Annotated in this window: 19 protein-coding genes; 17 read left to right on the forward strand and 2 right to left on the reverse strand. The window is 47.0% G+C overall.

Features of this window, described 5'->3' with window-relative positions; genetic code table 11:
- Window positions 1–14 precede the first annotated feature (14 nt).
- The 5 genes from gatC (at window position 15) to rlmD (ending at window position 6,298) form a co-directional block, all read left to right on the forward strand.
- Complete coding sequence (gene gatC, locus KGF65_RS02845; RefSeq protein WP_050338913.1) at window positions 15–335, forward strand: Asp-tRNA(Asn)/Glu-tRNA(Gln) amidotransferase subunit GatC; 321 nt, start codon at window positions 15–17, stop codon at window positions 333–335.
- Window positions 335–1,798 carry an Asp-tRNA(Asn)/Glu-tRNA(Gln) amidotransferase subunit GatA gene (gatA, locus tag KGF65_RS02850; RefSeq protein WP_088769844.1) on the forward strand — a complete coding sequence of 488 codons (1,464 nt, stop codon included), beginning with the start codon at window positions 335–337 and terminating at the stop codon, window positions 1,796–1,798. Before gatC ends, gatA begins: the two co-directional genes overlap by 1 nt.
- Window positions 1,798–3,222, forward strand: a complete 1,425-nt coding sequence (gatB, locus tag KGF65_RS02855) for an Asp-tRNA(Asn)/Glu-tRNA(Gln) amidotransferase subunit GatB (RefSeq protein WP_216748278.1) — start codon at window positions 1,798–1,800, stop codon at window positions 3,220–3,222. The genes gatA and gatB overlap by 1 nt, the downstream gene beginning before the upstream one ends.
- 131 nt (window positions 3,223–3,353) lie before the next feature.
- The gene (locus KGF65_RS02860) at window positions 3,354–4,376 is read left to right on the forward strand and encodes a diacylglycerol kinase (protein ID WP_216748279.1); all 1,023 of its coding nucleotides are present in this window, start codon (window positions 3,354–3,356) and stop codon (window positions 4,374–4,376) included.
- A gap of 545 nt (window positions 4,377–4,921) precedes the next feature.
- The gene (gene rlmD, locus KGF65_RS02865; RefSeq protein WP_216748280.1) at window positions 4,922–6,298 is read left to right on the forward strand and encodes a 23S rRNA (uracil(1939)-C(5))-methyltransferase RlmD; all 1,377 of its coding nucleotides are present in this window, start codon (window positions 4,922–4,924) and stop codon (window positions 6,296–6,298) included.
- Between the two features lie 92 nt (window positions 6,299–6,390).
- On the opposite strand, the gene KGF65_RS02870 is transcribed toward rlmD, so the two are convergent.
- A complete protein-coding gene (locus tag KGF65_RS02870; protein ID WP_181185387.1) occupies window positions 6,391–6,708 on the reverse strand; it encodes a type II toxin-antitoxin system RelB/DinJ family antitoxin in 318 nt (105 codons plus the stop codon).
- Between the two features lie 463 nt (window positions 6,709–7,171).
- On the opposite strand from KGF65_RS02870, the gene KGF65_RS02875 reads away from it, so the two are divergent.
- The 10 genes from KGF65_RS02875 (at window position 7,172) to KGF65_RS02920 (ending at window position 18,611) form a co-directional block, all read left to right on the forward strand.
- Window positions 7,172–7,498: a toxin-antitoxin system gene (locus KGF65_RS02875; RefSeq protein ID WP_105924192.1), complete on the forward strand. Its 327-nt coding sequence runs from the start codon at window positions 7,172–7,174 to the stop codon at window positions 7,496–7,498.
- 333 nt (window positions 7,499–7,831) lie between these two features.
- The gene (locus KGF65_RS02880) at window positions 7,832–8,248 is read left to right on the forward strand and encodes a UPF0158 family protein (RefSeq protein ID WP_181185388.1); all 417 of its coding nucleotides are present in this window, start codon (window positions 7,832–7,834) and stop codon (window positions 8,246–8,248) included.
- Window positions 8,249–8,603: 355 nt separating this feature from the next.
- Window positions 8,604–9,179 carry a TetR/AcrR family transcriptional regulator gene (locus KGF65_RS02885; RefSeq protein ID WP_056952189.1) on the forward strand — a complete coding sequence of 192 codons (576 nt, stop codon included), beginning with the start codon at window positions 8,604–8,606 and terminating at the stop codon, window positions 9,177–9,179.
- Between the two features lie 334 nt (window positions 9,180–9,513).
- Window positions 9,514–11,853 carry a cation-translocating P-type ATPase gene (locus KGF65_RS02890; protein WP_216748281.1) on the forward strand — a complete coding sequence of 780 codons (2,340 nt, stop codon included), beginning with the start codon at window positions 9,514–9,516 and terminating at the stop codon, window positions 11,851–11,853.
- A 529-nt stretch (window positions 11,854–12,382) separates the two neighbouring features.
- A complete protein-coding gene (locus KGF65_RS02895; protein ID WP_050338904.1) occupies window positions 12,383–12,742 on the forward strand; it encodes a PadR family transcriptional regulator in 360 nt (119 codons plus the stop codon).
- Window positions 12,726–14,171 carry a DUF4097 family beta strand repeat-containing protein gene (locus KGF65_RS02900; RefSeq protein WP_216748282.1) on the forward strand — a complete coding sequence of 482 codons (1,446 nt, stop codon included), beginning with the start codon at window positions 12,726–12,728 and terminating at the stop codon, window positions 14,169–14,171. The genes KGF65_RS02895 and KGF65_RS02900 overlap by 17 nt, the downstream gene beginning before the upstream one ends.
- Before the next feature lie 351 nt (window positions 14,172–14,522).
- The gene (locus KGF65_RS02905) at window positions 14,523–15,839 is read left to right on the forward strand and encodes a PTS transporter subunit EIIC (RefSeq protein WP_088769839.1); all 1,317 of its coding nucleotides are present in this window, start codon (window positions 14,523–14,525) and stop codon (window positions 15,837–15,839) included.
- On the forward strand, window positions 15,832–16,713 hold the full coding sequence (locus tag KGF65_RS02910) for an alpha/beta hydrolase (protein ID WP_050338901.1): 882 nt from the start codon (window positions 15,832–15,834) through the stop codon (window positions 16,711–16,713). Before KGF65_RS02905 ends, KGF65_RS02910 begins: the two co-directional genes overlap by 8 nt.
- Window positions 16,714–16,931: 218 nt before the next feature.
- On the forward strand, window positions 16,932–17,810 hold the full coding sequence (locus tag KGF65_RS02915) for a MurR/RpiR family transcriptional regulator (RefSeq protein WP_216748283.1): 879 nt from the start codon (window positions 16,932–16,934) through the stop codon (window positions 17,808–17,810).
- A 24-nt stretch (window positions 17,811–17,834) separates the two neighbouring features.
- Window positions 17,835–18,611: a GH25 family lysozyme gene (locus tag KGF65_RS02920; RefSeq protein ID WP_216748284.1), complete on the forward strand. Its 777-nt coding sequence runs from the start codon at window positions 17,835–17,837 to the stop codon at window positions 18,609–18,611.
- A 354-nt stretch (window positions 18,612–18,965) separates the two neighbouring features.
- Here KGF65_RS02920 and KGF65_RS02925 read toward each other — a convergent pair whose 3' ends face one another.
- Window positions 18,966–19,349, reverse strand: coding sequence for a DUF4828 domain-containing protein (locus KGF65_RS02925; RefSeq protein WP_003638173.1), 384 nt, complete (start codon window positions 19,347–19,349; stop codon window positions 18,966–18,968).
- A 344-nt stretch (window positions 19,350–19,693) separates the two neighbouring features.
- Between KGF65_RS02925 and KGF65_RS02930 the strand changes: the two genes are divergently transcribed.
- Together KGF65_RS02930 and KGF65_RS02935 are read left to right on the forward strand one after the other, a co-directional pair.
- Window positions 19,694–19,894 (forward strand): cold-shock protein, encoded by a 201-nt coding sequence (locus tag KGF65_RS02930; RefSeq protein WP_003638174.1) that lies wholly within the window; start codon window positions 19,694–19,696, stop codon window positions 19,892–19,894.
- A 404-nt stretch (window positions 19,895–20,298) separates the two neighbouring features.
- A complete protein-coding gene (locus KGF65_RS02935) occupies window positions 20,299–21,306 on the forward strand; it encodes a Gfo/Idh/MocA family protein (protein WP_105924197.1) in 1,008 nt (335 codons plus the stop codon).
- Window positions 21,307–21,311: the final 5 nt, after the last annotated feature.

Here is a 21,311-nt window from a genome sequence, read left to right on the forward strand (position 1 = left end):
AAGAAGGAAATCTGATGGCTGAAGAACGGATTAATGCCGAACAAGTCCAACACGTTGCCAGTTTGGCAAAATTGGAATTTACACCAGACCAACTGGCGATGTTTACACCCCAGTTGGAAAAAATCATCGGCATGTTCGAAGAATTGAGCAAGGTTGATACGACTGGCGTTCCCGTGACGTCACGGATGAGTGACCATACCAATACGTTACGTGAGGACGTGGCGGTCAAGAGTGATGAAGAACTACGGGAAGCGTTATTGAAGAACGCGCCAGAAACGGCCAATGGCTTGATCAAAGTGCCAGCAATTATTGATGAAAGTGGGGACGGTGAATAATGACTTATTTCGACCAAGATCTGACTAGTTTACATGCTGATTTAGTCGCCAAGAAAATCAGTGCGACCGAACTAGCCAAGGCCACTTTTGCCACGATGAATCAGGTTGACCCCCAATTAGGGGCCTTCTTGAATTTAAATGAAGAACAGGCATTGCAACAAGCCGCAGCCTTAGACCAAAAAGGCATCGATGAAAACAATGTGTTTGCCGGAATTCCGATGGCGGTCAAGGATAACATTGTGACCAAGGGCTTAACGACCACGGCGGCATCTAAGATGTTGGAAAACTTTGTGCCGGTCTATAACGCGACCGTTGTTGACAAATTATTAGCCAGCAACGCCTTAATCGTCGGTAAGACCAACATGGATGAATTTGCGATGGGTGGTTCGACGGAAACGTCAGCCTTCCACGTGACCCGTAATCCATGGGACATCAGTCGCGTTCCTGGTGGTTCATCGGGTGGTTCAGCCGTTGCGGTTGCTTCTGGACAAGTGCCAGTTGCACTCGGTTCTGATACTGGTGGTTCAATTCGTCAACCATCTTCATTCAACGGCATCGTTGGGATGAAACCAACGTACGGTCGGGTCTCACGCTGGGGTCTGATCGCGTTTGGTTCATCACTCGACCAAATCGGTCCGATGACACGGACGGTCAAGGATAACGCGGCGGCCTTAAACATGATTGCCGGTAACGATGTTCATGATACGACCTCGTCACAACAAGCCGTACCAGATTTCACCGCTGGTTTGACTGGTGATATCAAGGGTATGAAGATTGGGTTGCCTAAGGAATATATGGGCGACGGTATTGATCCGAAGGTCCGCGAAGTCATCGAACAAGCCGTTAAACAATTCGAAGACTTAGGTGCGACCGTTGAAGAAGTCTCATTGCCAAATAGTCGCTATGGTGTGGCTGCATACTACATCATCGCGTCATCAGAAGCTTCATCTAACTTACAACGGTTTGATGGGATTCGTTACGGTTTCCGGGCGGAGGATGTCAAGAACTTGGAAGACGTCTATGTTCGTAGCCGTTCTGAGGGCTTCGGTGATGAAGTTAAGCGTCGGATCATGCTTGGAACGTTCTCGCTTTCAGCAGGGTACTACGATGCCTACTTCCACAAGGCCGGCCAAGTTCGGACGATGATTATTAATGATTTCAATAAGGTCTTTGAAGATTACGACCTCATCATGGGCCCAGTTGCACCAACGCCAGCGTTCAAGTTAGGCGATGAACTCTCAGACCCAATCACGATGTATATGAACGATGTCTTGACGATTCCGGTCAACTTGGCGGGATTGCCAGGGATGTCAGTGCCAGCTGGGTTTGCAGACGGGTTACCAGTTGGACTGCAATTAATCGGTAAGGCGTTTGATGAAAGTACGCTCTACAAGGCGGGTTATGCCTTTGAACAGGCGACCCAAGTCTACAAGCAAACCCCGAAAGTCGGAGGTGCTAACTAATGAATTTTGTAACCACGATTGGTTTGGAAGTCCACGTTGAATTAAAAACGAATTCCAAAATCTTTAGTCCTTCACCCGTGCAATTTGGTTCCGAACCAAATGCCAACACCAATGTGATCGATTGGGGATATCCTGGGGTACTGCCAACACCGAACAAGGGTGTTGTCGAAGCCGGAATCAAGGCCGCAACTGCCTTACACGCACAGATCGAGCACCATACGTACTTCGACCGCAAAAACTACTTCTATCCAGATAACCCTAAGGCCTACCAAATTACGCAGCATGAAAAGCCAATTGCGCATGATGGTTGGATCGAAATCGAAGTTGATGGCAAGAAGAAAAAAATCGGTATCGAAGAAATGCATATTGAAGAAGATGCCGGGAAGAACACCCACGAAAATGACTATTCCTATGTCGATTTGAACCGGCAAGGGACGCCATTGATCGAAATCGTTTCGAAGCCGGATATTGCGTCACCAGAAGAAGCTTATGCTTACTGTGAAGCATTGCGGCAACGGATTCAATTTACCGGTGTTTCAGATGTTAAGATGGAAGAAGGGTCCATGCGGGTCGACGTTAACATTTCGATTCGGCCAGCAGGTTCGGATAAGTACGGTGTGAAGACCGAAATGAAGAACTTGAACTCCTTCAACTATGTCCGTAAATCGTTGGAATACGAGGAAAAGCGGCAACAACAAGTCTTAATGTCTGGTGGCAAGATTCAACAAGAGACACGTCGGTTTGACGAAACAACTGGTGAAACGATTTTAATGCGGGTCAAGGAAGGTAGCGATGATTACCGTTACTTCCCAGAACCTGATATTCCAGCCGTCAACATTGACGATGATTGGATTGCAGCGGTCAAAGCCACGATTCCAGAAATGCCTGGTTCACGGCGCGAACGTTACGTCAACGAATTTGGTTTGACGGCTTATGACGCGGGTGTTTTGACGCAGACTAAGGAAATGTCTGACTTCTTTGATGACACGGTCGCACAGGGTGCCGATCCTAAGTTGGCCTCGAACTACTTGCAAGGGGACGTCAACGCCTACTTGAACGAGCACAAGGTCGACTTGTCAGCGACTGAGTTAACGCCAGAACATTTGGCGGGCATGATTAAAATGATTACCGACGAGACGATTTCAAGTAAGATCGCCAAGAAAGTCTTCAAAGCAATCATGGCTGGTTCAGAACCCGTTCAATGGGTCAATGACAAGGGCTTAGTTCAATTGTCAGATCCAGCTAAGTTACAACCAATCGTTGATGACGTATTGGACAACAACCAACAATCAATCGACGACTTTAAGAATGGGAAAGACCGGGCTGTCGGCTTCCTCGTGGGTCAAATCATGAAGAAGACGCATGGTCAGGCCAACCCGAAAGTGGTCAACCAATTATTAATGACGTCATTAAAAGCACGATAATTGCATCAAAAGGCACGGTAGCGTGTTGGGGTAGGTCGGTTAGGTCTTGGACCTGAATCACGATTCTATGACCAGTAGTTGGCACGACTAAGCACAGAACACTCGACCGTGCGAGCGGAGGAATAGGAAACATGCGTAAACGGGCACGACTTATTTACAACCCGACTTCTGGACGTGAGGCACTCGCCCACGATCTAGTTGAAATTCTTGGTATCTTTGAACAAGCTGGCTATGAGACCAGTGCGTTTGCGACGACGCCAGCCCCTAATTCGGCGGCTGACGAGGCGCGACGGTGTGCCAAGGATGGGTTCGAACTGATTGTAGCAGCTGGTGGTGATGGGACCATCAATCAAGTAGTAAACGGGCTAGCTGGCTTAAAACGGCGGCCTAAGATGGCCATTATTCCGGCGGGTACGACCAATGATTATGCCCGGGCACTGCGGATTCCGCGAAATGATCCGGTCGCCGCGGCCAAGGTCGTTTTAAAGAACCAGACGGTCAAAATGGACATCGGTCAAGCCGGTGACCAATACTTCATCAACATTGCGGCTGGGGGCATGTTGACGGAATTGACTTATGACGTGCCATCACAATTGAAATCGATTTTCGGTTACGCCGCATACTTGGCCAAAGGGGCTGAGTTATTGCCACGCGTGAAACCGATTGAGATGGATCTGAAATATGATGGTGGCCATTATCAAGGCAAGGCGTCCATGTTCTTCTTAGCGCTGACGAATTCGGTCGGTGGCTTCGAACAGTTGGTGCCGGATGCCTCGCTCGACGACGGTAAGTTTACGATGATTATCGTTAAGACCAGTAATTTGGCCAAAATGCTCCACCTGATGACCTTAGTGCTCAATGGTGGTAAGCACATCAATGATCCAAGCATCATCTATGTCAAGACGAGCAAGGTCGTTGCTAAGCCAGCTGATAAGGACCGGTTGATGATTAACTTAGACGGGGAATACGGTGGTGATGCACCGATGACGTTCCGTAACTTGAAGCAACACATTGGAATGTTTGCCGATACGGACCGCATCCCTGATGAAGCAATCACCGACACTGATCCAGAATTAGAAGATGCAGAACGGCACTTCGTTTCGGCCGTCGACCAGTTGCCAGCCGCAACTGAGGACGACGAAAAAACAGAATAACTTGCTTAAATTACCGTTTACCGATACAATGGTGGACGGTAATTTTTTTAAGAGTGCAACGTTCAGCGGGTTGTGCTCGAGCATTGCCTAGCTAGTTGATTATTGCGGTTTTGGCAATGGTCAACTGGCGTAACAAGCGGAGTGCACAGCTGAAGGTTGCACGTTTCGACAATAAGGCTAGGACGAGACTGAGCTAGTTAATTATTGCGGTTTTGGCAATGGTCAACTGGCGTAGCAAGCGGAGTGCACAGCTGAAGGTTGCACGTTTCGACAGTAAGGCTAGGACGAGACCGAGTGAGTTGATGGTTGCGGTTTTTGCAAGTATCAACTAGCGTAGCAAGCGGAGTGCACAGCTGAAGGTTGAACGTTTTAACAGTAAGGTTGGGACGGGGCGTGTGAAGTGAAATGATGCAGTTTCGACCCCAAAACGAGTGCACGTGCAGCTTAGCAATATGACCTGCAACCCGTTTGAACGCCTGGTAGTACAGTTATATCCAGCCAAACAGATAATCAAAAGAACTCACAAAGAAAGCAAGAGGAAACCAATGAAAGTTAATTTACCAGTGCATAAGGGTGACGTGTTAGATGTCACCATCATGGACTTAACGTATCAAGGCATGGGAGTTGCCAAAGTTGATAACTACCCGATTTTTATTGAAAATGCCTTACCGGAAGAAAAAATCACGGTCAAAGTGACGAAGACGACAAAGAATTTTGCGTTCGGGGAAGTTGAAAAAATCAACCAAGTCAGTCCGCACCGAGTCAATCCAAAGGGCCGCGTTTATCGGCAGACTGGGATTGCGCCATTGCAACACCTAGAATACAGTGAACAGCTGAAATTCAAACAACATCAGGTCGCTGAATTATTCGCTAAAGTGCACATGGATGATGTTGAAGTCTTGCCAACGATTGGGATGGACAATCCGACCCAGTATCGGAATAAGGCGCAAGTGCCTGTTCGCCAGGTTCAGGGGCAATTAACGACTGGTTTTTACAAGAAGAACAGTCATCAATTAATGCCAATTGAAGATTATTATATTCAGGATCCTGAAATTGATAAGGCAATCGTGGTCGTACGCGATATTTTGCGGAAGTATCACGAAGCAGCCTATGATGAATTCCATCACAGTGGCACGATTCGGACGATTATGGTTCGTCGGGGCTACTACAGCCACGAGATGATGGTGGTCATCGTCACTCGGACGAAGCACTTACCGATGGCTGACGTGGTCACACAAGAGATTCAAGCCGCCTTACCAGAAGTGGTCAGTGTGATTCAAAACGTTAACTCAAAGAAGACTAACGTGATTTTAGGGCCGGTTAACAACGTGTTAGCAGAAAAGTCGACAATTGATGACCAATTATTAGGATTGACGTTTGCTATTTCGGCACAATCATTCTACCAGGTCAATCCACAACAGACTGAAAAACTGTATCAATTGGCGATTGACCGCGCTGGATTGACGGGTAATGAAACGGTGATTGACGCTTATTCCGGTATCGGAACCATTTCACTGACGATGGCGCAACATGCTAAGCAGGTGTATGGGGTCGAAATTGTTCCCGCTGCGATTGATAATGCTCGCCAGAACGCGGATAAGAATGGTATCACGAATGCCAAGTTTGTGTTGGATAGCGCTGAAAAAGCGATGGCTAAGTGGCAAGCGGATGGTATCAAGCCAGACGTAATCGTCGTCGATCCACCACGCAAGGGTCTGGACGCTGACTTCATCAAGAGCGCCGGCGAAATGGCACCAAAACGGGTCGTTTACATTAGTTGTAACCCATCAACCTTAGTTCGCGACGTTCAACGGTTTGCGGAATACGGGTACCAGATCAGTGCACCAGTTCAACCTGTAGACCAGTTCCCACAGACGCCGCATATTGAATCGGTGACGGTATTGGAACGTAAAGAAAAATAGTTTTTTGAATGCCGGTATAAAGGCATTCATGATAGCTGAAAAGTGTGCCAGTTCCGTTTTTGTTGACGGAAATTGGTACACTTTTTTTGTTGTCACGATTGACGATGCTTTTCTTGTAATTGTTGGTGTACTTGTTCGGCTGTGTAGGTCTTACCATGCTTAAAGTCATCGAAGCCTTTTTGAATTTTTTGATCAAATTGTTCTGTCGTTAAAGTCGAGGCATCTAATGGGTGATGATGAAGCTTGACTTCAAAAGGGATGCCTTGTTGTTCCACCACTTGTTGTAGAAACATACTGAGTGCTGTTGACATCGGAATTTGAAGTTTGTCTAATACATCTTCAGCCTGATTTTTTAGTTCTGGGCTGACTCTAGTGAAAACGCTGGCTGTTTTCTTGATTGGCTTTGCCATATTAATTACCTCCACATTCAAGTTGTTGATGTGACATTATCTTTTTTGCAATCTAATAGCAAGCATTTGCAATCATTTCGTCAGTGAGCTCGTCCAGCGTAAATAGCGCGAGTATTATCTTCATTCATGGTGCAAGCTAACCACGTAATTATGATTCAAAAGGTGGTATTACAGACGGTACGGGCGTATAGTCTTGAGGAGGGGCTAGTGCAGCATGTTGGAAAGCAGCCTTTAATTTTTTTCGTTGACTATTCTCCAGTACGTAACAGTTAGGTATCGTCATGAGAATAGCCGTGATTCGTTTTTTCTCAGATTGTACCTGAAGTTCTAGTTTCAAGACAGCTCTATATAGGGCCTTTTGCTGGTCTATTTGTATGGAATAGTTTGTTTAAAAGGCGAGTATCAAGTTATAATCATAAGCAATTATTACAAATGATGAGTAATTCACGAAGAGGTGATAGTCATGAAAACGACAAAAACTAGGCGTCAGGGTAATGCGATTACGCTAACGGTTCCTGAATCATTCAAGATTGGTGTTGGCGTAACAGTTAGGCCACATCTAACTGATTATGGAATCTTTTATGAATTTGCTCAGGACGATGACTGCTTAGACTTTAGTGAAAACATTCTTCAGGATCTGGTTCATCAAGGGTACGAAGGCCAAGAATTAATCACCCAGTTCAAAAAGATGAAAAGGCAGTTGCCTAAAGCGATGGATCGTCTAATTGAGGATTCGGACGATGGCATAACAATGACTAAAGAGGAAGCTGCTAAGGCAATTGGCCTGTAAATTCATCTCTGAAGATGAGTAATGATGAAGCCAATAAAACCAGTCTTTTTGGACAATATTTACGATGATATTGCCAGCGCCCCCTGATGTTGAATCACTCAAAAGGTCGGTTTAAGAATATTATTGTGCCAACTTGGTCTAGCAATTAAAGCTAGACTTTTTAATTACAATTACTATGAACTAAGCATCCTAGTGACGCTAGTAGCAGCGCCTTGTTGCCCTCAGTAATTGAAACTGACCACAATCACATAAATTGTTTGGCCCTAGCAGAAATAGTCCGTGAAAAGGGCTACAATGGGCCTATACTCTAGTGAGCGTGAAAGGATGTTTTCCATGAAATTAGATGATCTGGTTGACCCGTTTGTTAATGCTGAAGATGGTATGATCTACTACTACCGTCGTTCAACGGATGAGATTGTGGTACTAGTAAATGATCAATTTGCGGATGACGACAGCAATGATAAATTAGCAGAAGCCATTGATGACAATCGTGATGACTATGTGAGCTTTCCAACTGAGATCGACATTCACGATTATCAGATTATGAGGGATTATGTTGATCAAGTGGCTGATGATCGTCAAAGAGAGCGGCTAGAACAAGCAATCAGTGGGCGAGGCGCCTTTCGTAGGTTTCGGTCAACAATTGAACAACTTGGTTTATTAGAGCAATGGTATGATTTTGAAGCGCAAGCCTATCACGATATGGCCGTTGAGTGGTGCCACGAAAATGACGTGCCATATGAAGAATAGGGGAGTCTTTGTAAGCGTGAATGTTTGCGATGATTTTAGGCAGTTGGTGTTGATTTAGCCACTTACAAATTGGTTATCACCCTTAGCCAGTTAGCGACAACTAATACACTAAAAACAAAAATGCTTATGTGACAATTTATCAAGATTACGCTTGGTTGAATTTTTTCGGTGTGGGTCAGTTGGCTATTTGAATTTCAATAAGTACCCCCGTAAATAATTGTATTTATTGGTCAATTATTAAACGCAAACGCCATCGAATATCTTAAAATAAATAAAAAATAAGCGTTTTATCCCGGTTTTTGCGCAGTATGGGTTATAATGAAACACGAAATAAACCAAAAAACGGGGGAGCATAATGGTAAAGAGAAGAACACTAACACAAGCAAAAGTATTAGCGACAGCTAATCAGTTAATTGAGAGTAAGGGTATTAACGGATTAACGATTCGTGACTTAGCGTTAGTTTTGGATGTCCGGCCACAATCCATTTATAATTATGTTGATAGCCTGAGTGATCTATTGGATCAGGTCGGTCTCCAATTTGTTCAAAATGTGGCTGATCGGTTGACTGAAAAAATTGCCAATGTTGATGGCGATGAAGCCTTGATGGCCTTTGCACAGGAATTTCGGGCGGCCTGTGTTCAACATCAACGTTTGGCACCGCTATTACTGGATTTGAATGACAACTTGAAGATTCCACGCTCACGTAAAGCAATCGTGCAGTTGTATCAAATGATGTTTAAACCTTTACAATTGGACGACTCAGCGCGGGTTGAAAATACGTTGTACCGGTCGACTTTATTCGGCTTCATCATTCAGGAAATCGGTGGCTTTTTCAAAATGAGCGGGACAGAACTTGATGAACGTTTTACAAAGGTCATGCAGCTGGCAATTGACCAGACGCATTTACCAGCGGATGAAACTAACGATTAATGATAATCACGGCTAGCCATATCGGGTGGCCGTTTTTTTATTCGGTCAAAATGCAAATGTCTGCCAACTTTGTGGGACACGTCACGGATAGCGAGTGCCGTGATAACATGAAAATGGGCAGGCAGTCACGAAGCGTGTTGGCGCTGTCAACCTTGGTTGTGAAGCACGTGCGCAGCTTCTAGCCCCATGGCAATCAGTTTGATAGTATCGTAATCATAACGAAAAGATTAATTTTACAATGGAAAGCATAAATTCGGGCGTTTTTTTCGCATCGCCTTTAAAAAATCGTTTACAATAAGGTTAACGTTATTTTTGTAAACGGGGAGGGCGCGCCATGTCAGAACGTTATTTATCAGCAATTGAACACGGGTTAACGTCCAAAGAGGTTGACCAGCGCCTGACAGCGGGCCTAAAAAATGAGCCGTTACCGCCTTTGACGCGGTCGGTCAAACAGATTTTTCGTGACAATTTACTGACACTTTTTAATTGTATCAATGTTTTGTTAGCCGGATTAGTCCTGTTGACGGGTAGCTATAAGAACATGCTGTTTCTATTCGTCGTCATCGTCAATACGGCAATCGGGATATTCCAAGAGATTCGGGCTAAACGGCAGGTGGACAAGTTGTCGCTGTTGTCAGCTACGAAGGTAAAAGTCCGGCGCGATGGCCAAACGTTGGCAATTGCACAGGATGAAATCGTCCAGGATGATTTATTACTGGTCACACGTGGTGAGCAACTTCCAGTCGACGGCTTGGTACGTGAAACGAGTGGCCTCGAAGTCGATGAGTCGCAAATTACCGGTGAAGCTGACCCCGTCATTAAGGGCGCCGGGGACGAACTGGTCTCCGGCAGTGTCATCCTTGGTGGCCACGGGGTCGTGCAGGCGACACAGGTCGGACACGGTAGTTTTATCAAACAGATGGCACGGGCTGCCAAGCAAAAACGGCGGACACCGAGTCAATTATTAACGATTATCAATCGAATTATCAAAATATTGACGTTCACGATTATTCCACTAGGTGCCGGACTCTTCATTTCGACAATGATGCGTGGTGAAAGCCAGAATCGCGCGATTTTAGGAACCGTGGCGGCGATGGTCGGTATGATTCCAGAAGGGCTGGTGTTGCTGACCTCTGTGGCTTTAGCTGCCGGGGCGTTTACCCTTGGTCGTCACCAAGTCCTAGTCCGGGAGTTGCCAGCAATCGAAGCGCTCGCGCGGGTCGATACGCTGTGCCTAGATAAGACCGGGACGATTACGAGTGGCAAGCTCGTCTTTGAACGGGTCGAACCATGGGGCCAGATTGCTCAGAAGGCTGTGGAAGACCGACTGGCCGCATTGGTCACAGCCATTGATGATGATAATGAGACGGCCCAGGCAATCAAAGCAGCGTTAGGCCAACCGGATGTCCAGCCAACTCAGGTTATGCCGTTTTCGTCTAGTCGGAAATGGAGTGGGGCGGCGTTTGCGGATCACGCGGAAGTTATGGGCGCACCGGAATTTATTTTTACAACAGTTCCGACTGATTTACAAGCGCGCATTCAATCGCTGGCACAACAAGGTTACCGGGTCTTAGTGCTTGCGGAAGTTGCGGCTCTGACGACGCCTAAACCAACGGCGCCAAAGTGTCTGGGCTTAATCTTAATAACGGATGAATTACGTCCGCGAGCGAAAGCCACCTTTGGCTTTTTTGCCAATCAGGATGTTGCGTTGAAAGTCATTTCCGGAGATAATCCCGTGACGGTCGCAAGTATTGCCAAACGCGCGGAAATTCAGGGTGCAGAGCGACTTGTCGACATGGGCCAGGTCGGTGATGACCCTAACTATGACCAATTGGTTGCGGATTACACGGTATTCGGTCGGGTGACCCCGCAACAAAAGGAACAATTGATCAAGGCATACCAACGTGATGGCCATACGGTGGCGATGACGGGTGACGGGGTCAATGATTTGTTAGCGTTGAAACAAGCCGACTGTAGCATCGCCATGGCGAGTGGGAGTGAAGCCACGAAGAGTCTTGCCGACTTTGTCCTGATTGATTCAAATTTTGATGCGATGGTCCAAGTTTTAAACGAAGGTCGGCGAGTCATCAACAACATTGAGCGGGTCGCCGCCTTGTATCTGATCAAAACGATGTATTCGGTAGCGTTGACACTGATTTTTATCTTTATGAGCCACAGCTACCCGTTTGAGCCGATTCAACTAACACCGATTTCCTCGCTGATGGTCGGAATCCCAACATTCTTCTTAGCGTTACAGCCAGATTATACGCGAATTACGGGTCGTTTTATGAAACAAGTCATGGAGATTGCGGTGCCAGCCGCTCTGTGTGTCGTCAGTTATATTATGATTATTATGGCGCTTGGGAGTCATTTCAATTTGAATTTCGAAACGACCGCGACCTTGAGTGTCTTGATGACGGGAATTTTTAGTTTGAACGCCTTGCTGATTGCGGCACGACCACTGAACCGGTTTAAAATCGGGCTGGTCGCTTTGATGGCCACCTTATTTGTCCTCGTGTTCTTATTTGGTGGCAAGATTTTCTCGCTAGTCAATCTGCTGGATTGGTCGCTGGCAATGATCTACCTGCCACTGATGATTAGCGCCTACCCAGTCTTCATTATCTTGCAAAACGGCTTGGGTAAACGGGTGCTGAGCCGAATTAACTGGCGATAGCGGGTAGTCACTGTTAACCAGTTTGTCATTATAGTAGCTGGTATGCTAACTAGTCTTTTATAATTATAGTGGCTTGTAATTAGTGACCGGGGTTTTGAGAGGTTACCCTAGTTGTGATACGGTTGTACTTGTGTGAATGGCGTGAGAAACCGGGTCAGCTGCCAATCTCAAGTGCAGTTCAATCTGAATAGCTGAAAAACTGATGCCTGAGTTGCGTACAGTTACGGCTGGCAGCTGGATTGATGAGAGGTAATCACGATTCAAAATTAATAAATTCGATATTAAGCGACGTGTGATGCAGACAGCGTCGCTTTTTTCGTATCGCCAGAATGAGCGCACTAATCGGTAAACATGCGCATATTTGGCGTCAATCGCATGATTCCGGCGGCACTTAATTCTCAAAAATGGGCCCCAATTGAGAACTGAACATTTTTCAGAACAAATTACTTTGACACACACAGTAATTGGTGGTATATTATGTTCATCAAATTACTATGTCTGACAAAGTAGTCGAGAGGAGGTCAATTTGGTGAAACCAGAAATTTCCAAGGATACGATTCGGGGGCACACGACAACCATTGTGCTCAATATTTTGAACCAGGGTGACAGTTACGGCTATGCGATTGCGAAGACCATCAAGCAGTTGAGCCATGGCGCGTACGTCATCAACGAAGCAACACTCTACACCGTTTTTCGGCGGTTAGAGAAAAATGGGGATATTCGCAGCTATTGGGGCAATGAAACGCAGGGTGGTCGGCGTAAGTATTACCAGATTACGACGCAGGGCCAACAGACACTGCAACACAATATCGATGAATGGAATTTTGCAAAGCAAGTGATTGATGAATTGATTTTAGGGAGGATTGAGGCCGATGTCAGCCAAGATTGAACAACTCGTCGCAATGCGATTGAATACTTATTTTAAGCACCAACCAGACACTGCCGCATTGGCAGAATTAAAAACGGAACTATCAGCTGATTTGAACGAAGCGGCAAATGATAAAGCAGCTAGTGGACTTGAACCAGAAGAGGCGGTCGCCGAAGCGTTTAGTGATTTCGGTGATATTAATGCCTTAATTAAACAGATCAACGAAGAGAATGGCAGCGCTGAACACGTCCACGGACATCAAGTTATTGTGGATGACAACGGCATTGAAATTGACGACGGTAAAACGCTCAAGATCAATGCGGACGGTCTCTCAATTAATAACGGCACCATCAAAGCGGATGCTAATGGATTGAAGGTGGGCAATTGGATTCTGGATGAACACGGTCTTCAAAACCAGGCCGAGACCGATTTTGAAGATGAACGACGCTCGCAACAACGAGGGGAGTCACAACAACAGAAACAGTCACAGCAACCCGACCCAACGTCCCAGCCCGAAACCGATGCTGATCAGGAGCAGTCAACCACGGACGATACCGCGACTGACGAGTCGAATCAGCACGTCACCGCGAACCTGGACGACGTCTATCGTGAACGGCACCCATTGGTCAACGAGCAGCGCGTGTCACTGACTGGATTAGCACACATCGCTATCAATTATCGCGCAGCGACGGTCAAAGTCTTTCCAACGCGTGAAGCGGGGAATGACGTGATTATTCGGGACTACATGAATTATAATAACCCGGCTTATTACAGTCAGGTCACGACGTTTGAGGAACGGCTTGAAATCGTGCAAGGCAAGGTGCCGTTTTTGATTCCATTACGAGTCCACGTCCAAATCCTGATTCCAGCGTCATATGCAGGTCAACTGACACTGAGCGACCGCTCTGGCAACGTCATTATGGGCAATCTCCAGCACTTGTCTGAATTACAACTCCAAGTTGTCAGTGGTAGTGCCCGGCTGGTGGCGGTTGGTATGACGACCTTCACCAGCGAGGTGACATCAGGAAGTCTGACGATGGCTGATGTTCAGATTGCTGAACAATTAGTGTTGAACGTTAAAAGCGGTCGGGCGCGGCTACTTGACGTCGCTGCTGGGAATTACAACGTCCGTGTGACTAGTGGTAGTGTTAGCGGCCAGCAAGTCCGTGGTGGCGGTCAATGGACGGCCAAATCGGGGAGCATCAAGCTTGCTTTGGCCGCTATTAACGGGGATACTACGCTTGCGGCACATAGTGGATCGATCAAGGTTTCGACACCCACAGATGCCAGCTACCGTTATGAATTAGAGTCCCAAAGTGGTCGAGTCACCGCGCCGCACTTTGCCCAAGTGGACCACCATGCGGATGGTTACCAGGCGGGTCGGGTCGGTACCACCGCCACTTATCTGATTAGCGGTCGCGCACGGTCAGGGTCGATTAGTTTAAGATAATCAGTTCGGTCATCGTTAACAATTAATCAATTAATTACTAAACGTGCAGGTGAGTCCAAGTCAAGGACTGACCTGCACGTTTTTTGGTTGCAGATTAGCAATCAATAAATGATGTGATGAGTCTCACGAGATTGTGCGATAAATCAGGCCGAATAATCGGTTTCACTTTGACATGAATTTACCAGATGCAGCCCGAGAACGCTCACCAGTGGCTATCGCGAGCATAATTTTGTTAATACAATCATCGATAATGTTGACGTGTCAAAATTTGTGAAAGATTGTAATAGGCAGAAGCGGACTAAACGGCTTATAATAAGAACCAGTAAATGACAGGAATCGGGGGGGTTGTCAATGGGAATCAGTCAGCAGCAATTAATTCAACGGTTAGTGCCGCGCCTAGTCCGTTTCCGGCAAACCAATTTTTATCGTATCATTCAGCGCACCCTGATGTTGATTTTTCCATTTATCTTAATTGGGACGTTCAGCCAGATTATTCAGCTGACGGTTCTGACTAAGTCGGGTTTTATTGCCAGTATTTTTCACTTGTCTAAGTGGGTGCCGTATTATCGTTACTTACACTATCCCTTTGATAGTTTGACGACGCTCACGCTGAATGGGGTAGCTGTCGTGGCGGCGTTTGGGGCGGCCAAGTATCATGCCAAGTTGCATCAGCGCGATGACCAGTTAGCTGGGTTGACCGCGGCGATTGCCTTGCTAATCATTGCCTATCAATATACGAATCAGAATCAAGTTGGTCTCTTTAATACGTTGCTGATTGGGACGAATGGCCTGACGGGCGCACTGCTGGTTGGTGGTCTGACCGGCTTGTGTTTTAAATGGTTCAGTAAACCCGTGCCCGAACAAGCCAGTCCGCACACGGCCGATATATTGACCCGGACGTTTGGCTCGTTGTTACCGATGGCCCTGATCTTAGTGCTAGCGGTGGGGCTTAGTTTGGCCCTGAATTGGTTGATGATTTTGACCTATTCGATGGACAGCTGGTCGGCGTTTCAAAAGTACGCGATGACGAGTCACAGCCTCTGGATGACGTTTGCCTTAGCCGCGTTAACGCTCTTACTTGAAATTCTGGGATTAGCGGGGCCCTATCAAGAACGGTTGGTGACCAATAGTTCGACGATGACTGCGAACCTGAATTATGCCCTGACGCACCATTCAGCTTATCATGTCCCGTATCCGTACACGGCAAACACGCTCTACCACGCGTTTGGCACGTTCGGTGGGACGGGGATGTTGCTCGCACTGCTGATTGCAATTTATATCGGCAGCGATAATCATAATTATCACGTCGTCGCGCGGTGGAGCTTGTTGCCGTCACTCTTCAATAGCAACGGTCCGTTACTGACTGGATTACCAGTCCTATATAATCCAATTTATCTGATCCCGTTTATTTTGGCGCCACTGGTCAATATGGGCACCGCGGCCATCGCGATTGCGTTGCATTGGATTCCACCGGTCGTGTACCCAGTACCGATTGGGACCCCGGGACCATTGATTGCCTTTATCGGAACAAACGGCAACGTGGTGGCGCTTGGGTTAGGGCTAATCAACTTAGCGTTATCAGTCGCGATTTATCTGCCATTCATGCGGTTAGCGGAAGCCATCGTGCGCGCTGCTCAGCAGTCAGTGGGAGGCGATTCAAATGCGTAATCAACCAAATTGGCGTCGACGGCGTAGTCTGCTAGTTTTAATACTGGGCTTGATTTTCCTCGGCTGCCTAGTTGGCCCGTCTTATCATTGGACCCGCGCCAATGTGGCCGCGATGACTGGCCGTCACGACTCGCAAATGTCACCGATCATCATGATTCCGGGGAGTAGTGCCACTCAAAATCGGTTTGATACCCTGGTCAAACAGCTCAATAAGGCGGATCATCGCCGGCATAGTTTGATCAAATTGACCGTCAACACGGATGACAGTATCAAAATGACGGGAACGTTGCGGGCGCGGGACAATGAGCCAATTATTGTCGTCGGCTTTCAAAATAATCGGGACGGCTATGACAATATCAAAAAACAGGCGCGCTGGTTCTCGCTGGCGTTTAAAAAGTTGGCCGCTAAATATCAATTTAATAATTTCAAAGCCATCGGTCATTCGAATGGTGGGCTGATTTATACGTATTACTTCGAGCATTATTTTAATCGGGATGATATTACGGTCAAACGCATCATGACGATTGGCTCGCCGTATAACTTTTCTGAAGCAAATCTGAATCATAAGACCCAGATGTTGGCGGATTTCATCAAATATCGGGACCGACTACCGAAGTCTGCCACGATGTACTCGGTGGCCGGGACTGAAAATTATGATTCGGACGGCCTAGTCCCCGCGCGCAGTGTAGAAGCGGGCAAGTACGTTTATCAGGGCCAGGTCAAGCACTTCACTGAAATCACGGTCACGGGAAATAACGCCCAACACTCAGATCTGCCTCAAAACGCGCAAATCGTGACCTTGATTCGGACTTATATGCTCGATAAAAATAAACCGACGAACAAGGGACTGATCTCGGCAAATCCGACGCCATAATCTATCAGAAGCCAACCGCTCAGCCTGTCAGCAGATCAGATTGGTTGGCAGCGTGCCAGCGTTTCTTTAGCCGGATGATTAAAGCTGATGACGGTGATTGTTGGTGATTCGCGGCAGCTGACTGGTCAGCGAAAACAGCACGTCAATTGGTGATGATGACAAGAAATTGATAGTGACCATCAGAATTGTGGTAAAATTTGGACATGGAGGTGGTCAGCATGTCCACACAAACACCAGTACATCGCAATCGCGTTCTGACGCTGATTCGGTCTTATTATCCGAATCTCAGTGTTACTGACCGCAAGATTGCGTATTATATTATTGCCGACCCAGTCAAAACGGCGGCGCAGTCGATTTCAGATCTAGCCGCGGCAGTTGGCGTGTCGACAGCGACCGTTTCACGGTTCGTTAAACGCATCAGTTTTAGCAGTTTTCGCGATTTTTCACGTGAGTTAACGGCCGCGGAACCCATCGAACAGACGAATGCCGAAGCCTTTCAAGATGTTGAAAAGCAAACGACTTTTAAGGGCATTGCTGAATCGACTTTCAATAGTATTCGGAGCTCCCTGGATCAGACCAGTCAGGTGATGACGGAGGCCGACTTAAAACAGGCGGTCGAATTATTGTTAAATGCGCGCTCAATTGGGTTTTACGGCCTTGGAGGCTCGGCGGTCGCAGCCTTAGATGGCTACCACAAATTCGTCCGCACGGGCATTCCATGTGCGCATAATAGCGACTATGATATGCAACTGATGCAGGCGGCCCAGATGAATGCTCAGGACGTCGCCGTTGTGATTTCACACACAGGACGCAACCAACAGACGCTACAAGTGTTATCGACCTTAAACTCGCAAGGAGTGCCGGTGATTGCCCTAACTAGCTTCGGCAATTCACCATTGGCAAAAAATAGCACGGTCGCCTTTATCTCGGTGGCCGAAGAAATTAATTATCGTTCAGAAGGACTGACCTCGTTGATTGCGCAAATGAGCATTATCGACAGTCTCTTTTTGATGACGGCTGTTCACGGGAATATCGAAATGGCTGAAAGTCTTGGCCGGGTTCGCGAGGCCATTAGTCAGACGCGAACAGAGCTTTAATGCTGTAGGCAAAGGATTGATGAGATGACAAAGCGGCAACATTATCGACCAGTATATGCACGAACGTGGTGGGCGCGCTGGCGTCACCGACTTGGCTGGCTGTTAATTCTAGTCCTGCTCCTCGGTAGTATTTGGGGTGGGTTGATGTGGTTACGCTGGCGGAGTGCGTCCGTCGTCGAAGGCTTCAATATTCGAGGCGTCGCCGTTTCGCAAAATGACGGCTACTTGGACTTTGCGGCTTTGCAAAATGACGGCCTGAAGTTTGTCTACATGCATGCGACTCAGGGCGCGAGCTATACGGATGACAACTTTTCAAGCAACTACGAACGCATTATCGGGACCAGTCTCGGCGTGGGCGTTGTCCATACGTTTAGTTTCTCGTCGTCCGCGTCAGCCCAGGCTGCTTATTTTGAGAAGACGGTCGGCGACAGCATCGGCAATTTACCGATTGCGATTCAAGTCAATTATTATGGCAATTATACGGATAAAACGATTGCGGTGCGGCAAGCGCGACAAAAATTACGCGCACTCGTGACCAAGCTGACGCAGGATTATGACCGCAAGTGTGTGATCTGGTCGACGCCAGAACTAATGAAACAAGTTGTGAAGCCGGCGATTAAGCAGAGCCCGTTGTGGCTGGATACGACGAACACCCATCATCGGTCCAAACGTGTGCTGTTCATGCACTATTCTGACCGCGCCGTTTATCAGCAAAATGGAACGCGCCAAGAGTTTAGTGGCTTGATTTTTAACGGTAATTCGGCACAGTATAATCAAGTCGTTGCGGAGAGTTTGAATTAGTAAGCTTGACTTGGCGGCGGATGCTTAAATGCGTGTTGAGCAGTAGGACTAGCGTTGCACGGTTCAAATAGTGGTTTCCTAATCTAGTGGTGCACCTGTAAGTTAGTGGCCAGCGTTCAAATTAATTAATGACGGGTATTTCAATTATCAGTGTGCATTTAAATTGGTATTGCAGTATTTAATTGCCGGATTTAAACCAGTACCAAGTGCTGGAACTAGTGGTGAACGTGCAAACTAGCGATAAACCTTTACACCAATTAAGCACCGCCGAATCAAAAAATAAGTCCCAAGACCATCAGATGATGAGCTTGGGACTTATTTTAAAGCAGCTGATGAATCAGGAGCTGCGTGGGTTTAATCAGTTAAGCGTTTGGCTTGGTGTGGTGATAAAATCACGTAACTGCGGTCGTCGGCTTCGTCGAATAGGGCGACGGGCCGCTGCTCGTTCGCTTTAACTTCAAGGTGAAACCCGTACTGATCGAGTAAAATCAGTTCACTTGATGAGATGGATTCAACCGTTGCGGGCATGGCGCGACCGTCGATGCGAATCATCATGTTGGGGTCAATTTCGAGCGTGTGATCCCGGTGATGAGCCTCGTCGCGGTACGTCCAGGTGCCAGCATAGAACACGGCTAGATCACCATCAGCAATCTGGCTGGGGTGACGTTTGCGGACCAATGTGCTGGAGAGTCCTGCTAATAATGATAAACCAAATAAAATTGCGCCTCGTCGCTTCACCGGATCAACCTTCTTTCGGATAAGTCTATGGTTAAAATATACCACTAAAATACGGTCTCCGTCACGTAATAAGTGGCTTCTTATCAAAGGCTTTATTCACTTGTTACTTGCGGGTAATGAACGTAACAATTCGTTAACTTGGGTGACGGGGGTTAGTACTTTTTTTGAATTAATTTGGGTTCTGATTGGAATTTACTGGGTGAGTGTGTTAATCTATATAATGTGATTGGCATTTATGTGAAGTTTTAAAGTATCATTTAATTGTGTTACCGTAAATTCTTTATAGGTGTTAATAACATTTGTTTTGTTACTTTAATTTTTTATATCCTAGGAGGATTTAGTTCATGAAAAATGGTACTGTAAAATGGTTCAATGCTGATAAGGGTTATGGATTTATCACTGGTGAAGATGGCAACGATGTATTCGTTCACTTCTCAGCTATCCAAACTGACGGTTTCAAGACCTTAGAAGAAGGCCAAAAAGTTACTTTTGATGAAGAATCAAGCGATCGTGGCCCACAAGCTGCTAACGTTGTTCCTCAATAAGCTTAGCTTTTAAAAGAGCTGCCCGCGTGGCGGCTCTTTTTTTTCGACCAAAATTGGGGCGCATTAATATCGTACGACAATTTTTTGGGGGATGAGCACCCCGATTTTTAGTCTTGATCGCCAACTTGCCTTGAGTCGCCCTGTTCGACATTTCGTCAAGTGCAGTTTCTGGCAACCATCATCAGACTGCGTGCCGGATTAGACCTCCTAAAGCCGAGAATCTGGCGGAAGTTTGACGTCTGACTGCGACTTGTTTTATCGGCCAATTCGCTCTGAAATACCAATTATCACGCTAAAAGTCCTCCTGACCAATCATTGCCGCCCAACTCAGCGCTGAAAACTGTTAAAATAGAGTTATGAGTAAGCACCGCTAATTTTGGGCGCCATTGAGAGGAGTACAATCAATGTTAAAATTTGGAATTATTGGGACGAATTGGATTACCCAGCAGTTTGTGGATGCTGCGGTTGAATCTGGAGAATGGCAGTTAACGACCGTTTATTCACGTCACGCCGACACTGCGCAGGCCTTTGCCGACAAAAATCATGCGACAGAAACGTTTACGGATCTGGATGAGTTCTTTAGTCAGGGCAGTTTTGATACGGTGTACATTGCTTCGCCGAATAGTCTGCATTTTGCCCAAGCTAAGCAGGCCATCGCTTATGGCAAGCACGTCATTGTTGAAAAGCCAGCCGTGACGAATCAGCGGGAGTTCGAGCAATTGGACGCCGTGTTAGCTGCGCACCCCGATGTGCGGTTATTTGAAGCGGCGCGGCAGATTCATGAAGTTAATTTCAAACGGGTCAAGGAACAAATCTCAAAACTGGCCATGGTTCAAGGCGCGACGTTGACGTACATGAAGTACTCGTCTCGCTACGATGCCGTGCTGGCTGGCGAAGAGCCCAATATTTTCTCATTGAACTATGCGGGTGGGGCACTGCAAGATCTGGGCGTTTACTTGGCCTATGATGCTGTCGGCTGGTTCGGGATGCCAGAAGAAGTCGCTTACTATCCGACATTGACACGGACCGGGGTGGACGGCAAAGGGGTCGCCATCTTACGTTACGCGGATTTCACGGTCACCTTGAATGTCGGCAAGACTAGCAACTCGTTTTTGCCTTCTGAAATCAACGGTGCCCGTGATGCTATCGTGATGGATAATCCGGCCGAATTGGGTCAGGTGACTTATCAGGATAATGACGGGAACGCGCACAATATTGGCGTGGCGCCCGATGATAATCCAATGCTAGCGGAGGCGCGTGATTTTGCGGCTGTGATCAATGACCCAGCAAAATATCAAGCAGACTACTTGGCTTGGCGACAACTCAGTCGCAATGTGAATAAACTATTATTTAATTTACGGCAATCGGCTCACTTGACGTTTACGGGTGAGACTCCGGCTACCGATGAATAGAAATG

The sequence above is a fragment of the Lactiplantibacillus sp. 30.2.29 genome, from assembly GCF_018991255.1.
GTDB classification, from domain to species: domain Bacteria; phylum Bacillota; class Bacilli; order Lactobacillales; family Lactobacillaceae; genus Lactiplantibacillus; species Lactiplantibacillus pentosus.

Coding starts and splice junctions, on each gene's coding strand:
- gatC (WP_050338913.1), top strand. CDS start 15: ATGGCTGAAGAACGGATTAATGCCGAACAAGTCCAACACGTTGCCAGT.
- gatA (WP_088769844.1), top strand. CDS start 335: ATGACTTATTTCGACCAAGATCTGACTAGTTTACATGCTGATTTAGTC.
- gatB (WP_216748278.1), top strand. CDS start 1,798: ATGAATTTTGTAACCACGATTGGTTTGGAAGTCCACGTTGAATTAAAA.
- KGF65_RS02860 (WP_216748279.1), top strand. CDS start 3,354: ATGCGTAAACGGGCACGACTTATTTACAACCCGACTTCTGGACGTGAG.
- rlmD (WP_216748280.1), top strand. CDS start 4,922: ATGAAAGTTAATTTACCAGTGCATAAGGGTGACGTGTTAGATGTCACC.
- KGF65_RS02870 (WP_181185387.1), bottom strand. CDS start 6,708: ATGGCAAAGCCAATCAAGAAAACAGCCAGCGTTTTCACTAGAGTCAGC.
- KGF65_RS02875 (WP_105924192.1), top strand. CDS start 7,172: ATGAAAACGACAAAAACTAGGCGTCAGGGTAATGCGATTACGCTAACG.
- KGF65_RS02880 (WP_181185388.1), top strand. CDS start 7,832: ATGAAATTAGATGATCTGGTTGACCCGTTTGTTAATGCTGAAGATGGT.
- KGF65_RS02885 (WP_056952189.1), top strand. CDS start 8,604: ATGGTAAAGAGAAGAACACTAACACAAGCAAAAGTATTAGCGACAGCT.
- KGF65_RS02890 (WP_216748281.1), top strand. CDS start 9,514: ATGTCAGAACGTTATTTATCAGCAATTGAACACGGGTTAACGTCCAAA.
- KGF65_RS02900 (WP_216748282.1), top strand. CDS start 12,726: ATGTCAGCCAAGATTGAACAACTCGTCGCAATGCGATTGAATACTTAT.
- KGF65_RS02905 (WP_088769839.1), top strand. CDS start 14,523: ATGGGAATCAGTCAGCAGCAATTAATTCAACGGTTAGTGCCGCGCCTA.
- KGF65_RS02910 (WP_050338901.1), top strand. CDS start 15,832: ATGCGTAATCAACCAAATTGGCGTCGACGGCGTAGTCTGCTAGTTTTA.
- KGF65_RS02915 (WP_216748283.1), top strand. CDS start 16,932: ATGTCCACACAAACACCAGTACATCGCAATCGCGTTCTGACGCTGATT.
- KGF65_RS02920 (WP_216748284.1), top strand. CDS start 17,835: ATGACAAAGCGGCAACATTATCGACCAGTATATGCACGAACGTGGTGG.
- KGF65_RS02930 (WP_003638174.1), top strand. CDS start 19,694: ATGAAAAATGGTACTGTAAAATGGTTCAATGCTGATAAGGGTTATGGA.
- KGF65_RS02935 (WP_105924197.1), top strand. CDS start 20,299: ATGTTAAAATTTGGAATTATTGGGACGAATTGGATTACCCAGCAGTTT.